The organism is Polynucleobacter sp. MG-Unter2-18 (assembly GCF_018687675.1).
In the GTDB taxonomy this organism is placed as follows: Bacteria; Pseudomonadota; Gammaproteobacteria; order Burkholderiales; family Burkholderiaceae; genus Polynucleobacter.
Genome location: NZ_CP061302.1, coordinates 712,112 through 726,936, shown reverse-complemented (window position 1 = coordinate 726,936; position 14,825 = coordinate 712,112). Strand labels below are relative to the sequence as shown.

Here is a 14,825-nt window from a genome sequence, read left to right as displayed (position 1 = left end):
ATAACTGATTAGACTCCAAGACGCTTTAAAAGTGCAGGGTTGCGAGCCATAATCGGCCCTGAGCGCAAGCGACTGGCTGCGACCACCTGTCTTAAATCAATCAGAGCACGCTCAAAATCATCATTGATCACAATAAAATCTGCTTCGTGAGCATGCTGGAGCTCTAAATGCGCTGCAGCCAATCTTCTCTCAATAGTGGCCTCATCGTCCTGGCCTCGCTTGCGCAAACGCTCCTCAAGAGCCTCAAATGAAGGCGGGAAGATAAAGATCCATTGCACTTCAGGGATGATTTGACGAATCTGCTGTGCCCCCTGCCAGTCGATTTCTAACATCACATCGCGCCCGGTTTTCATCTGAGTCTCAATCCAGGCTTTGGATGTGCCGTAAAAATTACCATGCACTTCAGCATGCTCTAAAAAATTACCCTGATCCCGCTCTGCAATAAATTCTGCTCTTTTAATAAAGCGATAGTCCTTGCCATCTACCTCGCCCGGTCTTGGCGCGCGCGTTGTGGTTGAAAGCGACAGCTTGAGCGCAGTATCTTCTTGCAATAAGGCATTGACTAAAGAAGATTTTCCGGCGCCTGATGGAGCAACGATCATCAACATACTGCCTTGGTAGGCAGGAGATAAATTTGCTTTTGATTTAGGGCTGGCCATGGTGATTGAGGTAAATGATTGAATTAAGTAATCGTTACTCTAAATTTTGCACTTGTTCACGCATTTGCTCAATCAGGAGCTTGAGCTCTAGAGCAGCTTGGGTGCATTCTTCTGAAACCGATTTGGAGCTCAAGGTGTTGGCTTCACGGTTTAATTCCTGCATTAAGAAATCCAAACGTTTACCCACTGGGCCCTTACCTGCTAAGGCAGTGTCAACTACTTGAAGATGGGTCTTTAAGCGTGCAAACTCCTCTGCCACATCGATACGTACGGCATAGAGCACAACCTCTTGACGGATACGCTCCATCAACTCGGTACCAGATCCGCCACTACCCTTTCCTTGCTCTTGAGCAGCTAAGGCCTCAGATAGGCGCTCAGTGAGTTTTTCTTGATACTGAGCTGCGTAAAGTGGGACCTTTGGCTCGATCACTTTCACAATCTCACGCATCTTGCTAGTAATATCGCTTAGCACTGTGGTCAAGGCCTTGCCTTCAGCATGGCGACTATCCATTAGGGCAGCTAGGGCAGCGCGACCAGCTTCTACGGTAGCAGCAATCCAGCCCTCTTCTTCACCTCTTGGCTCAGAAACAATCCCAGGCCAACGCAAAATATCGGCGATGCGTAAAGCCTCTGCATTCGGAAAGGCTGTCTGGGCATGCTCTTGCAGGGTGTAGAGAGCATCTAAGCGATCCTTATTCAGGGCACCTAAAGCATGGGGGTTAGCCTTCGCCGCCCCAGCAGCACCCGAATTAACGCGCCATGCTGCCCGAAACTCGACCTTACCTCGAGAAAGGCTTTGCGTAGCCAGCTCTCGTAAGGCAGGCTCAGCCCCGCGGCACTCATCCGGAAGACGAAAGCCCAAATCCAGAAAGCGGCTATTCACAGCCCGACATTCCACTTGCAGATCAGCTACAACGCCAGCTCCTAGGGAGACTTGGCGAGAAGCGCTGCCATAACCAGTCATGCTCGATATCATGTGAGTATTGTAGATCTTTAGGACCATGCCCCATGACTCAGCCCAACATCACCCGCCCTAGTGGCCGCGCCCCAGCTCAGTTACGCCCTGTGAGTATCAACCGCGCTTTTACCAAGCATGCCGAAGGCTCAGTCCTGATTGCCTTTGGTGACACCAAAGTGCTCTGTACAGCCAGCGTCCTTGAAAAGGTACCTCCCCATAAAAAAGGTTCTGGTGAAGGTTGGGTTACTGCCGAGTACGGCATGCTGCCGCGCTCTACTCATACCCGTAGTGACCGTGAGGCCGCTCGGGGCAAACAATCCGGTCGCACACAAGAGATCCAACGTTTGATCGGCCGCGCGATGCGTAGCGTCTTTGATTTGAAAGTCTTGGGTGAAAGAACAATTCATTTAGATTGTGATGTTTTGCAAGCTGATGGTGGAACACGAACTGCATCGATTACCGGCGCGTATGTTGCGGCACGTGATGCGATTAACACCCTGCTTGAAAGTGGTGCATTGAAAACTGACCCCATCATCGACAGCGTTGCAGCGATTTCTGTTGGCATCTACCAAGGTGTACCTGTACTGGATTTGGATTACCCAGAAGACTCATCTTGCGATACGGATATGAATGTGGTTATGACAGGCAAAGGCGGCATGATTGAAGTACAAGGCACTGCAGAAGGCCCTGCTTTCTCCCGCACTGAATTAAATGCTTTGTTAGATCTGGCAGAAGAAGGTATTCGTGATTTAACTCAGTTACAAAAAGAAGCCTTTAAATAAAAGATCAAAGGTAGATGGTGCAAAAGCTCGTTCTCGCCTCTAACAATGCTGGCAAAGTCCGTGAATTTCAGGAACTCTTGGCGCCGTTTCACTTTCAAGTCATCCCTCAAGGCGAGTTAGGCATTCCGGCAGCAGAAGAGCCGCACCATACGTTTATTGAAAATGCCCTTGCTAAGGCACGTCATGCTAGCGCTGCGAGTGGCTTACCTGCACTCGCGGACGACTCCGGAATTTGCGCGCATGCCTTAGATGGGGCGCCTGGAGTTTACTCAGCCCGTTATGCAGGACTTGATGGTGATAATGCGGCCAATAATCAAAAACTGATTGTAGCATTGCAGGGCAAATCTGATCGTGGAGCGCACTATGTTTGTGCTCTGGTGATGGTCAATAGCGCCAATGACCCAGAGCCGCTGATTGTTCAGGCCCGATGGTATGGTCAGATCGTTGATGAGCCTCAGGGTGATCGTGGTTTTGGTTATGACCCGCACTTTTTAATACCCGAGCTGGGCAAAACCGTCGCTCAATTAGAGCCTGTTGAGAAAAACCAGATCAGCCATCGAGGCCAAGCCTTGCATGAACTCATTACCCAACTCCAAATCCGTGCTCAATACGCTTAATTCTGTTTTGGCTACGCAGCCAAAGCTTACTGCCTTACCCCCGCTGTCTTTGTACATTCACTTTCCGTGGTGTGAAAAGAAATGTCCCTATTGTGACTTCAACTCGCATCAAATTAAAGATGGCAATCAAGGGTTTGATGAAGCGCGTTACATCAAGGCGCTCATTGCCGACCTAGAGACAGAACTACCTCGCATCTGGGGTCGTCAAGTGCACAGCACCTTTATTGGTGGCGGTACTCCCAGCCTGTTATCTGCCAATGGTATGAATGAACTCCTTTCAGCCGTTCGGGCACGTGTGAACCTAGAACCCGATTGTGAAATCACTATGGAGGCTAATCCTGGATCTGTCGAGACCGAGAAGTTTGCTGGCTTTGCAAAAGCAGGAATCAATCGCGTCTCTTTAGGGATTCAGAGTTTTCAAGATGCACAACTCAAAGCCTTAGGGCGCATACACAATGGTGAAGAAGCCAAGCGCGCAATTGCGATTGCTCTACAACACTTTAAATCCGTCAATCTGGATCTCATGTTCGGCTTACCCAATCAAAGTTTAGAGGCCGCAAGATCCGATATTGAAACCGCCCTCTCGTTTAAGACTCCCCATCTATCCTTCTATAACCTGACGCTAGAACCCAATACCTACTTTGCGAACTTTCCACCAAAACTTCCTAGCGAAGATGAAATTGATGCGATCTTTGAGCAGAACTTGAAACTTCTAGAGGCAGAAGGCTATCGACGTTATGAAGTATCGGCGTACGCCAAAAAAGATCAGGAGTGCAAACATAATCTCAATTACTGGCGCTTTGGAGATTACATTGGGATTGGCGCAGGTGCGCATGGGAAGATTTCATTCCCTGACAAAATTACGCGTCAGGTGCGAGAACGTCATCCAGAAACCTATATGCAAGCGATGGAGACTAAGGGCGATGCCTTGATCGAAGCGAGAGAGATTTCGGCTAAAGATCTTCCTTTTGAATTCATGCTCAATACCTTGCGCCTGACTGATGGCGTAGATACCGTTACATTCGGAGAGCGCACTGGCTTGCCACTCAATGTAGTGTCAAAAGGATTGGATGAGGCAAGTAAAAAAGGTTTATTAGATGCAGACCCTAATAAACTAAAAGCGACTGAGCAAGGTTTACGCTATCTTAATAACTTACAAGAGCTATTTTTGTAGACTACTAGCTCTGGAATTATTTTCCTAGCCAGCTTGGTGGCTTGCCATCTAGAAACGATGCAACTCCATTCTTAAAGTCATCGCTGCCATAGCACTCTCGGATTAGATCATTGCAATCGGGTAAATTGTTTTTAATGATTCTTGCAAGAGTTTGTTTGCTAGATTTTTGCGTGATAGGCGCTAAACCCATTAAGCGCTCAGCCAACTGATTAGACTCACTCTCCAGCGCTTGAGCAGGATGGGTCGCTAAGAGGTAACCCTGTTTGAGTAACTCAGGTGCCGTCACGAGTTCCGCTAGTAATAACATGCGCTTGACGATGTTGATACCCAGATGCGCAACGAGCCAAGCAACATTAGCAGCAGATAAACAATTACCCAGTGTTTTGGCAATAGGCACTCCAAAGCGCGCATCGGGTGTGGAAATTCTAAAATCGCAGCAACTAGCAATTGCAAGACCTCCGCCAACCGCCATGCCATCAATGACTGCAATCGTTGGAATGGGCAACATGGCCAAAGGTGCGAGATAAGCATCTATACCCTCCTCGTAACGAATGCCATCTTCACCAGAGTTAAAACCAGAGAACTGGGCGATATCACTGCCCGAGACAAAGGACTTACCGCCAGCACCCCTCAGAATAGCAACCCTCGCCGATGAATTGTGAGTCAAATCCTCGCAAATCGATTTGAGACTTTGATACATTCCTACTGTCATTGCATTACGAGCAGCAACATGGTCAAAAGTAATGTGCGCAATATTATTGCAAAGCTCTAAGCGAACTTCGGCAATACGATCTGGAGTGGAGTCTATGGCTGTTGTCATGAAATGAAAAACCCTCCCTCATATCAGAGAGAGGGTTAATGAATACTATAGCCCAATTAGATAGCTTAGTTGAATTATTCAGCCTTGATATTTAAGCTCTTGACCAAGCGCTGATACTTCGCCAACTCAGCTGCCAGGAACAAATTAAAAGCTGCCGGTGTTGCTGGACCTTCTGGTTGCAAGCCTTGAGCATCCAATGTTTTCTTAATCTCTGGATCATTAGTAGCTGCTTTTACGGCCTGATCAATTCTATTCACAACTGCAGGATCCATACCTTTAGGTCCCATCACGGAATACCAGTTGGTCACATCAAAGCCAACAATACCTACCTCATTAAATGTAGGGACGTTAGGTAGCAATGCCAAGCGCTTCGGTGTGGAGATAGCTAAAGCTTTTAAATTACCTTGACGAATCTGTTGCAAGTTTGGCGGCAAAGTATCAAAGTTCATTGTGATTTGACCACCCAATAAATCCACAATCGCCTGACCGCTACCTTTGTAAGGAACGTGATTCATTTCTACGCCAGCAATCTTCGAGAACAAGGCGCCAGCTAAATGCTGAGTACTACCGATACCAGAAGAGCCATAAGTCATCTGGCCTGGATTTTGCTTCGCCAAGGAAATCAATTGCGCTACCGAGTTTACTGGCAGGGAAGATTTAACTACCAACACGTTTGGGACATAACCTAAATAAGTGATTGGCGTGAAGTCAGTCGCTGGGTTGTAAGGTACATTCTTAAGCACAAATGGTGAAATCGCATTCGAGTTGGAATGCCCCATCAGCAAGGTGTAGCCATCCGGATTCGATTTGGCAACTAGGTCTGCGCCAATAGTTCCAGCTGCACCCGATTTATTTTCAATGATGATGCTTTGGCCTAAGATCTCACCCATCTTAGGAGCAATAGCACGAGCCACAATATCTGTGCCGCCACCAGGAGCAAAGCCAACAATTAAGCGAATCGGTTTTGTTGGGAAGGCTTGCTGAGCATTAGCAGTTAATGAAAAAGCGCTGCAGATACCCAGCGCCAAGAAAGCGAATCTGCGCAAAATCTGTTTGGGGGCTTGATTGGTCATACGGTCTCCATTTTTTGTTTTATATTCAATGCTGTAAATGAACTTTGCAATATAAACATATAAAAACTATTGAGACAATGATGAAAACACCTATCAGCAAGCCTTTGCCCCTGGCTGGCGTTCGAGTTCTTGACGTAAGTCAAGTAATGGCCGGCCCCTACTGCTGCATGTTGTTAGCTGACTTAGGTGCTGATGTCATCAAAATTGAGCCGCCCGGTACTGGAGATCAAACTCGCGGGGCCATGGGATTCAAGATGAAAGGTTCAGATAGCATGGGCTTTTTGAATATGAATCGCAATAAACGTAGCGTGACCCTCAACCTCAAAACAGAAGCCGGAAAAAAAGTATTTTTTGAGCTAGTGAAGACTGCCGATATTTTGGTCGAGAACTATCGCCCCGGCGTCATGAAAAAACTGGGCATCGATTACCCCTCCCTGAAAGACATCAATCCTGGATTGGTCTATGCCAGCATCTCGGGATTCGGACAAACAGGTCCATGGGCAGATCGCCCCGGCTTTGACCTGATGGCACAAGCTATGTCTGGCGTTATGAGTGTTACCGGTTATCCAGATGGTCCTCCTGTAAAGGCAGGTGTTCCGGTGGCAGATATTGGTTGTGCCCTTTTTGCCGTCTATGGAATTTTGTCAGCCTATATTGGCAAGACTAAATCGGGTGAAGGTCAATTTATTGATGCCTCCCTATTTGATTCTGCTTTAGCCTTTTCGATCTGGGATACAGCGCAATATTGGGGCACTGGTGTTGAGCCTTACAAGTTGGGTACAGCTAATCATATGAGCGCACCCTATCAAGCTATGAAAGCATCCGATGGTTACTTTGTTATGGGCGCCACCAATCAAAAACTCTGGAAACTTCTCTGCGACAAAATTGATCGCCCAGAATTATTTGAAGATCCACTGTTTAGAACCAATCCACTGCGTTTAGCTAATCGCTTGATACTAGCTGCTGAGTTAGAGAAAACTTTTATCAACAAAACTAGTGAAGAATGGGTGGATCTGCTCTTGGCAGCAGGCATTCCGGCTGGGCCGATCAATACTTACCCACAGGCATTTGATAGTGAGCATGGGCAGCATCGCCAGATGCGCATGGAAATTGATCACCCGATTGAAGGTAAGGTTCCTAATATTGGCTTTGCAGTCAAGATGATGGGTACGCCGCAACAAGTTTCTCGTCACCCGCCTTTACTCGGCGAACATACGGCTGAGGTACTCAGGGAATTGGGTATTGCTGGCGATGAGCTCAAGGTGCTAGAGGATGGCGGCGCTTTCCTAGCCTGAGTCATTTATCGCTTCCTAGAAAAAGAAATGGGCTCTCAGGAGCCCATCTTTCTAATACCTAACTACTGTTTTATTTTTCTTACGCACCATCTGAGTTGGCGATTGGAGGAGCTTCAAACGGATCTTTGCTTGGTTTAGCAGGAGGCGCTTTTTTAGCTTTTGTACCAGGCATCAATTCAAAATCTGGAGTAAATGTAGTCAGCGTGCTTCGCAGTTGCTCAAATGCTTTGCGATCACCTTCAAACTTGGCCTTGCCTTCAGCTTGTAGTTTTTCAAAAGTAGTTTGTCCGCCCATGACTTTTTCCAAGTCGCTACGATTTACAGTGATAGTCAGGTTTGGATTTTTATCTTGATAACCCTTGATATTGCTCAGCGTAGAATTACTCATCTCCACGACAAACTTTTCACCGTTATCAGGAGTGCTAAGGTTAATGGTGAACTTCATGCCAGCAGCTTTTTTACTGTCCATGCTGATGGCTAAGGCATTTAACCAAAGCTCTGTAGTCATTGCCTTAATCATGTCAGGACCATTGGTCTTTGGCGATGCTCCAGAAGGCATGCCATGACGCAGCTCATAGGCAGCGCCTAAGAAACTATTGCGTACGCTTGGGCTTTCTTTTTGATAGCCAATTTGCTCAAAAATATCTGCCAATAAATCTTTAGCTGCCGTGTTGTTTGGTTCTGCATAAACTAATTTATTGACGATCTCCATTGCTTCACGGTACTTACCCTGTTTATAGAGTTGCTTGCCCTTAGCCATGATCTTGCCTGAACCACCCATCATCTCTACATAGAGTGGCGCAGAATCTTTAGGCGATAAAGGGATCAAGGTAGCAGGATTGGCATCCCAGTAGCCCAAGTAACGATTAATGACGGCGCGGCTATTGTGCTCCTCTGAGCCATGGTAACTGTGAGCAGCCCATTGAGACTTTAGGCTATCAGGTTGCTTATAGACGTTATGCACTTCATTGATGGTCACACCGTTATTTGCTAAGTGCAGAACCTCATTATTCAGATGTGCATAGCTATCACGCTGTGTGCGCATCACTTCTTGCACACGATCATTACCCCAACGTGGCCAAGAATGTGAAGCAAACATCACTTGTGCTTCATTGCCATAACGGTACAAGGCATTGTTAATATTTTTAGACCATGCCAAAGCATCACGTACTAATGCGCCACGCAAGGTATAGATGTTGTGAATGGTGCCCGTAATATTTTCAGCGGCCCAGAATGCTTTCATCTGCGGGAAATAGGTATTCATCTCCGCTGGCGCTTCTGTGCCCGGTGTGTTCTGGAACTCCATCTCCACGCCATCTACCGTCATTTTTTCAAATGGCTCATTAATGAGAATGGTTGGCTCAATTAGACCTAGGTTACCGGCCGCAGTATTTTTACCAATCGACTGGTCAACGTGACCAAATGGGCTACGTGGCAATAAAACGCCGTACTGGAAATACAAACGACGCGTCATGGCATTACCCGCATAGACGTTTTCTGCTACCGCGTGATCCATGAAACCAGCTGGAGCAATAATCTTCACTTTGCCACTCTTCACATCCGCTTCATCCACTACGCCACGCACACCACCAAAATGGTCAGCATGAGAATGGGAATAGACCACTGCAACCACTGGGCGTTTACCTAACTTCTCATTAACCAACTCTAAAGCTGCTCTAGCAGTTTCTTTTGAAGTTAAGGGATCAAAGACAATCCAACCGGTATTTGTTTTGACAAAGCTGATATTCGATAAGTCAAAGCCGCGCACTTGATAAATCTTTCCGGGGACCACTCCATAGAGACCGTAGCCCATATTGAGAATCGCTTGACGCTGTAATGATGGGTGAACGCTATCAAAGTCCTTGCCTTGCAACAGGAAGTCATAACTACCCATATCCCAAGCAACGTTACCGGCATCTGCCATGATGGTTTTATAAGTAGGCGCCGCAATAAACCCCCTCTTGGATTCTTCAAAGTCACGCTTATCTTCAAACGGCAAGGTTTTACGCAAGCCATTTTGTAGCTCAACCGTAAATGTAGATGGCGCCTTACCCTTTGGGTCAAAGTGTTTGCCCTGCATTGCGCCAGGGTCGGCGACCACGCCACCGCCGCCTGCGGCAATGGCGGAATTACCGCACATAAAGGCAATAGATAGGACAAGCAGGGAGATTTTGGTTTTCATGAAAGCCTTGAAGTAATACATATATTGGCAAAAAAAAGACATCTTATGAATGTAAAGACTGCTTCACCTATAGGCAATTAGCCATGGAGCTAATACCTAATGCTGAATAGAGGGTAAGAAAACGATAAATTGAGCACCTCCGCCAGGAGCATCTTGATATCGGAGATAACCGCCATGACGAGACACAATGTGTTGGCAAAGCCATAAACCTAAGCCCATGCCAGAGCGCTTATGACTTCCAGAGAGTAATTCAAATAAGTGCACTTGGGCATCAATTGCAACGCCACCCCCATTGTCAGACACCAGGAGTTGAATACCCTCGGATACATCATGGCTCTTAATCTGAAGCATTCGAGGAGACCGAGTGGATTCACCAAGAGCTTGAATTGCATTATTAATCAGGTTCAACAGTACTTGCTGAATTTCACCGCGATTGGCATTGATAAAAGACTTTGACTCTAGCCGAAGAGCCACTTGAAGATTCTTTGCCTGAATTTCAGGTTTAGCAATTTTGAGAACTGATTCAATCAACTCCACAATATCAATCCTCTCTACCCCAATCTTTCCATCTGAAAATATGGAGCGCAGAGATTGAATGATAGTGGTGGCCCGCTGGTTATCTTCTAGCAACGCGTTCAGTATTTCTTGGTTTTGCTCAGTAGTTAAATGTCCCTCTGCTAACTTCTTCTGCAGAAACTGAATATTAAGCTGCGATGCTCCTAAAGGCTGGTTAAGCTCATGGGCTATAGAGGCTGATAACGCTCCTGTTGCCGCAGTTTTATTAGCCTTTAGCAAGGAGGCAATCAGACCCTCACGCTCTCTCAGTAATTTTTTAATCTCTAGGTTTTCAACCTCAGATTTAGTATTTGCTTGGGTTATCTTCTCAGACCAGTACGCGCCAATCGCAATATAAGATAAGGTATTCATCACAATCTGAAAGATGGTTAAAAATATCAACGCTTGCGGGAGTTGCTCAACTTCTCTAATAACAAGGCCCGAGGCTAACAAAATCGTTAAGCGCCCTAGCGCCAAAAATAGTTCAGCACCTGTAGCAAATTGGATATATAAAAGTTGCTTAGATGGATCAGTTTTTTTCTTTATATTGAGCTCAATAATTTGCCATGTAAAAAAGATGCTGATGATAGCGACAATGAAGGAAGTGCGCATTTCAAATGTGCCATGTTGACGCATGTATTCAAAAATGGGCACAAACAGAATGACCGAGCCTATAAAAAAATATTTAAGGCGTGGACTAATTGGGCCATTGAGAGATCTGCAAAAAAGAAATTGCAGTACTCCTGCGATATAAAAAAGGCTATTCGCAATTGTGAAATTAAACTCTGGATTTTTTGTCCCAGCGCTATTTGTGGCCACGCCAAAGCCAAATATGAAAAGGGCTAAAACACTAGTTCCGAGCGAAGATATCCAGTATGTACTGGGTTTAACACCGCGTTTCTCTAGAAAATAACGCAACATTCCAATCAATAAGCCCAACTGAATGGTGCCGAGCATAAAGAAATAAAGGGCTATCAGAAGCTTCATGGCATCTATCGTACAACGAGGGATAGATCTTGCGAACTACCTCTGGAATCAGGCAGCTTATTACTGCGTCAGGCTAGGCAAGCTACCGCTCAACGTTAAATAGAAAAAGTAAAGCGCACTGAGAAAAATCAGGCTGCCAATCAGGTATTGCGGATAACGAATCCCCTGCTCTGGCATACCCTGTTTTTTACCATTCACCATGGATCTCACTAGATTCTGTCTTTCGATCAAGCTCATGCCAATTGCCGCAATGATATGGATGATGACTATGCCAAGCACCACGTTTGCCACTACCTCATGAGCCTCTGATGCAATATCACCTAAAAACTCTTTAACCGATAGATAACCCGTGAAGCCAATGAATAGTATTAGTAACATCAGCGCAAACATCACCAAACCACCCGCTGGATTGTGACCCACATCGTGATGGAGATGGCCGCGTAACATGGACATAAAGTGTCCAATGACAGCTTTGGGACTTTTGAGAAATTGACTAAATCTGGCGTAACGAGTACCAATCAAGCCCCATACCAATCGGATCAGAACCAAAAGACATGCGGTATAGCCGAACGCATAGTGAATCAGGGCCCAGCGCTCACTCTCTGAGCTGAGCCAAGCACCGGCAAAACAAATGACTAACAGCCAATGAAACACTCTGACCGGTATATCCCAAACCATAATGGCTTGCCTGACCCTGCCCGTAGCACCAACTGCGTCATTTAGGGAATTGTTCATTTCGCAGGGATCTTGATATTTTTCTCGCTAAAGATGCCATTAGCAGCATCGCTATGACAAGCGCCACAATTAGCTGGGCTCTTAATACTTGCTCGCTTCCAAACCTCAGGTCTCACCTCATCATGCTTACGAATAAACCAAGATGTTTTGGTAATACGGTTTTCTGGAGCGGTCTCGCTGTACTTTTGTCTAGTGGTCGCATTCTTCACTAGCCAGTTAGTCAGCTCAGTCTGGGTCTTAGGATCCACACTAGCATCAGTACCGAAGTGCTTTGATAGACCAGACATGACATTCTTCCAACTCTGTTGACTTAAGAGTGCTGGCGGATAGGCCATATGACAACTTGCGCACTCGGCTTCATAAGAAGCTGGAGCATCTGTAGGCATGGTCATTTTTCCTGCGAATGTAAATGGAGACGCCAATAGAAAAGTAGTGGCAATGAATATAGTTTTTTTCATTTTGATGGGATTCATTTAACGGTCATAAGCCAAGAGAGGACATCTGCTTTTTCTTGCGCGCTGCAGTCCCTGCCAAGTACATCATTGCAATTACGTTTAAACCATTTCTCAGCTCTGGCCTCATCAGTAAAACGGGCGGGATTAGCGCTAGGCGCTAGTGGCTTGATTACCTTTCCAGTAACTATATGTTTAGTGTCGTGGTTCGGGGGATTTTCATGGCAGGAAGCACAACTCCATTCCTTACCGTGCTTGGCATTGAAAAACTGCTCTCCACGAGCCGATGATGCCTTGCCCGATTGAGACTCATAGGATCTCAGCAAGTCTTGTGGCGTTGCTGCACTGACTGTAAAAGCCAGGCACATTAGGATAATTCCTGAAAATAAGCTCCAAAACATATGTATTCCTATAGATTGCACTATCTGAGTATGAGCCCCTTAAAAAACGGGGAATTGCGATAGATCAATAAATAGTGAGGAATTAAGCCTTTTTTAGCCGAATTTGACCCAGAAATTCATTCTGATTAATAACATGAGTAATACAATCTCCATAATTGTTAAGTCAACTACATTTATCAATTACCCCATTGCCGCCTATAGGTAATGTGATTCAATTTATTAAGGATTAATACTGTTATGAAAAAAATACTCATTGTTGTTGTTCTTGCTGCTATCGCTATCGGCGCCTACTTCGTACTCAATCAACCAAAAGCTCCTGTTGCTGCTGTAGCTGCTCAAGAAACTGCCCTCCTTTATGACGGAGAAGTTATCAACATTGATGCTGCAACCCGTACCGTTACCCTCAAAAATCAAGATGGTGTATCCACTATCGTTGCTGGTCCTGAAGTAAAGAACTTTGCTGAGATTAAAGTAGGTGATCGTTTTGACGTGGTTTATGAACTCGCTGTTGCTGTTGAATTGGTTAAAGTTAAAAACCCAGGTGTTACTGGCGAGCAAGTTACTACTACTACCGCAACTGCTCCACAAGGCGACAAGCCAGGTGTAATCACTACCAACACTATCACTGCTACCGCTAATGTTGAAGCAATTGATACGACTAAGAACATCGTTTCTTTAAAAGGTCCCCAGGGAAATATCTTCAAAGTGAAAGTTCAGAATCCTGACTTGATGAAAGATATCGCTGTAAATGACCAAGTTAAAGTGGTTTACACAGAAGCGATTGCTGCAGTTGTAAGTGCACCAGCTGCTAAGAAGTAATGCAATAACGCTTTTCTAGTTACTAGAAAGACAAAACCCCGGCGAGTAATTGCTGGGGTTTTTTATTTGGCGGAAGAGGTGAGATTCGAACTCACGGAGGACTTTCATCCTCGCCAGTTTTCAAGACTGGTGCATTCAACCGCTCTGCCACTCTTCCTTTGCGATTTGAGTCCTAGATTATAGAGAACTTTTGATTTGCGCCTCTAAATGCTGGGCAATGGCTAAACAAGAGGTGAGTCCTGGGGACTCAAAGCCATAGAGGTTAAATAAGCCATTCAGTTGATGCTGTTGTGGTCCTTCAAAGTAAAAATCTCCTGCTGGGGCGTTTGGCGGGACAATTTTGGCTCTGACGCCAGAGTAATCGGCTTGTAAAGAGCCATCTTTTAGGCCTGGCCAATATTTTCTGACGGCTGCATAAAAGTTATCTCCCCGCCCTTGATCAACTGTGTAATTAATCTGGCTTTCTTCATCGATATCAAGCCATTCCACGTCTGGACCAAACTTTGCCTGACCCCCCATATCGAGAGTCAGATGAACGCCTAGTCCACCCGGTTCAGGTATTGGATATATCAAATGACTGAATGGGGATTTACCAGATAAGGAGAAGTAATTGCCTTTTGCGAAGTAGGCTTTGGGTATTCGCTCTTTTGAGAGTCCTTCAATTTTTTGGGCAAGCGCTGGGGCGCTAAGTCCTGCGCAATTAATTAGTAACTTGGTCTGAATAGTCATGCCATCTGCGCCACCAATCGTAAGCTCAAACCCGCCTTCAGCAGCATTACTAATGGGCTTTGCGCTGAGCAAGGGAGATTGATAAGCGACCATACCGCCTGCATCCTCAAACCCACCCAACAATGACAGCATCAATCCATGACTATCGACTACACCCGTTGAACTTGAGAGCACTGCAGCCTCGCACTGCAGTTCCGGCTCCAAGGCTTTAGCTTGCGCCCCTGAAATCATCTTGATATCAGGGACTTGATTGTTTTGGGCTTTATACAAAATAGCCTGAAGATCATCTAGCTGACTCGCATCTGCAGCAACGATTAACTTACCGTAGGCTTGCGTACTCACTTGATGGCTACGGCAGTATTCATACAAGAGGGGGTTGCCTTCTACACAAAGCTTAGCCTTTAGGGAATCCTTGGGGTAATAAATACCTGCATGAATCACCTCACTATTGCGCGCACTACTGATGGTTCCAAAAGAATCTTCACGCTCGAGCAAAATCGTTTCTCGGCCTTGCAAAGCCATCTCGCGAGCAACTGCTAAACCAACAACTCCAGCGCCTACTACGACGCAATCAACCTGCTCCATCC

General features: G+C 46.0%; 15 protein-coding genes and 1 tRNA gene. 5 read left to right on the top strand and 11 right to left on the bottom strand.

Annotated elements, in window-relative coordinates:
- Positions 1–8: 8 nt before the first annotated feature.
- Together gmk and C2759_RS03845 are read right to left on the bottom strand one after the other, a co-directional pair.
- On the bottom strand, positions 9–659 hold the full coding sequence (gmk, locus tag C2759_RS03850) for a guanylate kinase (RefSeq protein ID WP_215356355.1): 651 nt from the start codon (positions 657–659) through the stop codon (positions 9–11).
- A gap of 34 nt (positions 660–693) precedes the next feature.
- Complete coding sequence (locus tag C2759_RS03845; RefSeq protein WP_215356354.1) at positions 694–1,635, bottom strand: YicC/YloC family endoribonuclease; 942 nt, start codon at positions 1,633–1,635, stop codon at positions 694–696.
- A 32-nt stretch (positions 1,636–1,667) separates the two neighbouring features.
- Here C2759_RS03845 and rph point away from each other — a divergent pair, with 32 nt between their 5' ends.
- Genes rph through hemW form a run of 3 tightly spaced genes read left to right on the top strand, consistent with a single transcriptional unit; the run spans position 1,668 to position 4,190 of the window.
- Positions 1,668–2,399, top strand: coding sequence for a ribonuclease PH (rph, locus tag C2759_RS03840; protein WP_215356353.1), 732 nt, complete (start codon positions 1,668–1,670; stop codon positions 2,397–2,399).
- Between the two features lie 17 nt (positions 2,400–2,416).
- Positions 2,417–3,016, top strand: a complete 600-nt coding sequence (gene rdgB, locus C2759_RS03835; protein ID WP_215356630.1) for an RdgB/HAM1 family non-canonical purine NTP pyrophosphatase — start codon at positions 2,417–2,419, stop codon at positions 3,014–3,016.
- Positions 2,973–4,190, top strand: coding sequence for a radical SAM family heme chaperone HemW (hemW, locus tag C2759_RS03830; protein WP_215356352.1), 1,218 nt, complete (start codon positions 2,973–2,975; stop codon positions 4,188–4,190). The genes rdgB and hemW overlap by 44 nt, the downstream gene beginning before the upstream one ends.
- A gap of 16 nt (positions 4,191–4,206) precedes the next feature.
- On the opposite strand, the gene C2759_RS03825 is transcribed toward hemW, so the two are convergent.
- A complete protein-coding gene (locus C2759_RS03825; RefSeq protein ID WP_215356351.1) occupies positions 4,207–5,010 on the bottom strand; it encodes an enoyl-CoA hydratase/isomerase family protein in 804 nt (267 codons plus the stop codon).
- A gap of 74 nt (positions 5,011–5,084) precedes the next feature.
- Positions 5,085–6,083, bottom strand: coding sequence for a tripartite tricarboxylate transporter substrate binding protein (locus tag C2759_RS03820; RefSeq protein WP_215356350.1), 999 nt, complete (start codon positions 6,081–6,083; stop codon positions 5,085–5,087).
- An 80-nt stretch (positions 6,084–6,163) separates the two neighbouring features.
- On the opposite strand from C2759_RS03820, the gene C2759_RS03815 reads away from it, so the two are divergent.
- Positions 6,164–7,378, top strand: a complete 1,215-nt coding sequence (locus C2759_RS03815; RefSeq protein ID WP_371816919.1) for a CaiB/BaiF CoA transferase family protein — start codon at positions 6,164–6,166, stop codon at positions 7,376–7,378.
- A gap of 79 nt (positions 7,379–7,457) precedes the next feature.
- Here the strand turns inward: C2759_RS03815 and C2759_RS03810 are convergent, their stop codons facing one another.
- The 5 genes from C2759_RS03810 to C2759_RS03790 form a co-directional block, all read right to left on the bottom strand.
- On the bottom strand, positions 7,458–9,560 hold the full coding sequence (locus C2759_RS03810; protein WP_215356348.1) for an alkyl/aryl-sulfatase: 2,103 nt from the start codon (positions 9,558–9,560) through the stop codon (positions 7,458–7,460).
- A 96-nt stretch (positions 9,561–9,656) separates the two neighbouring features.
- Positions 9,657–11,102, bottom strand: a complete 1,446-nt coding sequence (locus C2759_RS03805; RefSeq protein WP_215356347.1) for a sensor histidine kinase — start codon at positions 11,100–11,102, stop codon at positions 9,657–9,659.
- Positions 11,103–11,162: 60 nt separating this feature from the next.
- Positions 11,163–11,837 carry a cytochrome b/b6 domain-containing protein gene (locus C2759_RS03800; RefSeq protein WP_215356346.1) on the bottom strand — a complete coding sequence of 225 codons (675 nt, stop codon included), beginning with the start codon at positions 11,835–11,837 and terminating at the stop codon, positions 11,163–11,165.
- Complete coding sequence (locus C2759_RS03795) at positions 11,834–12,310, bottom strand: diheme cytochrome c (protein WP_251367018.1); 477 nt, start codon at positions 12,308–12,310, stop codon at positions 11,834–11,836. The genes C2759_RS03800 and C2759_RS03795 overlap by 4 nt, the downstream gene beginning before the upstream one ends.
- Entirely contained in the window at positions 12,307–12,690 is a 384-nt protein-coding gene (locus C2759_RS03790; RefSeq protein ID WP_215356345.1) for a DUF1924 domain-containing protein, read from the bottom strand. Before C2759_RS03790 ends, C2759_RS03795 begins: the two co-directional genes overlap by 4 nt.
- A gap of 237 nt (positions 12,691–12,927) precedes the next feature.
- Between C2759_RS03790 and C2759_RS03785 the strand changes: the two genes are divergently transcribed.
- Positions 12,928–13,509, top strand: a complete 582-nt coding sequence (locus C2759_RS03785) for a hypothetical protein (RefSeq protein WP_215356344.1) — start codon at positions 12,928–12,930, stop codon at positions 13,507–13,509.
- Positions 13,510–13,576: 67 nt separating this feature from the next.
- On the opposite strand, the gene C2759_RS03780 is transcribed toward C2759_RS03785, so the two are convergent.
- Both C2759_RS03780 and C2759_RS03775 read right to left on the bottom strand, forming a co-directional pair.
- Positions 13,577–13,666 (bottom strand) — tRNA-Ser (locus tag C2759_RS03780).
- 20 nt (positions 13,667–13,686) lie between these two features.
- Complete coding sequence (locus tag C2759_RS03775) at positions 13,687–14,823, bottom strand: NAD(P)/FAD-dependent oxidoreductase (RefSeq protein WP_215356343.1); 1,137 nt, start codon at positions 14,821–14,823, stop codon at positions 13,687–13,689.
- Between the last annotated feature and the right edge of the window lie 2 nt (positions 14,824–14,825).

What these genes read in the sequence shown, in the direction of transcription:
- gmk (WP_215356355.1), bottom strand. Translation starts at nt 659, where the DNA reads ATGGCCAGCCCTAAATCAAAAGCAAATTTATCTCCTGCCTACCAAGGC.
- C2759_RS03845 (WP_215356354.1), bottom strand. Translation starts at nt 1,635, where the DNA reads ATGATATCGAGCATGACTGGTTATGGCAGCGCTTCTCGCCAAGTCTCC.
- rph (WP_215356353.1), top strand. Translation starts at nt 1,668, where the DNA reads ATGACTCAGCCCAACATCACCCGCCCTAGTGGCCGCGCCCCAGCTCAG.
- hemW (WP_215356352.1), top strand. Translation starts at nt 2,973, where the DNA reads ATGAACTCATTACCCAACTCCAAATCCGTGCTCAATACGCTTAATTCT.
- C2759_RS03825 (WP_215356351.1), bottom strand. Translation starts at nt 5,010, where the DNA reads ATGACAACAGCCATAGACTCCACTCCAGATCGTATTGCCGAAGTTCGC.
- C2759_RS03820 (WP_215356350.1), bottom strand. Translation starts at nt 6,083, where the DNA reads ATGACCAATCAAGCCCCCAAACAGATTTTGCGCAGATTCGCTTTCTTG.
- C2759_RS03815 (WP_371816919.1), top strand. Translation starts at nt 6,164, where the DNA reads ATGAAAACACCTATCAGCAAGCCTTTGCCCCTGGCTGGCGTTCGAGTT.
- C2759_RS03810 (WP_215356348.1), bottom strand. Translation starts at nt 9,560, where the DNA reads ATGAAAACCAAAATCTCCCTGCTTGTCCTATCTATTGCCTTTATGTGC.
- C2759_RS03805 (WP_215356347.1), bottom strand. Translation starts at nt 11,102, where the DNA reads ATGAAGCTTCTGATAGCCCTTTATTTCTTTATGCTCGGCACCATTCAG.
- C2759_RS03800 (WP_215356346.1), bottom strand. Translation starts at nt 11,837, where the DNA reads ATGAACAATTCCCTAAATGACGCAGTTGGTGCTACGGGCAGGGTCAGG.
- C2759_RS03795 (WP_251367018.1), bottom strand. Translation starts at nt 12,310, where the DNA reads ATGAATCCCATCAAAATGAAAAAAACTATATTCATTGCCACTACTTTT.
- C2759_RS03790 (WP_215356345.1), bottom strand. Translation starts at nt 12,690, where the DNA reads ATGTTTTGGAGCTTATTTTCAGGAATTATCCTAATGTGCCTGGCTTTT.
- C2759_RS03785 (WP_215356344.1), top strand. Translation starts at nt 12,928, where the DNA reads ATGAAAAAAATACTCATTGTTGTTGTTCTTGCTGCTATCGCTATCGGC.
- C2759_RS03775 (WP_215356343.1), bottom strand. Translation starts at nt 14,823, where the DNA reads ATGGAGCAGGTTGATTGCGTCGTAGTAGGCGCTGGAGTTGTTGGTTTA.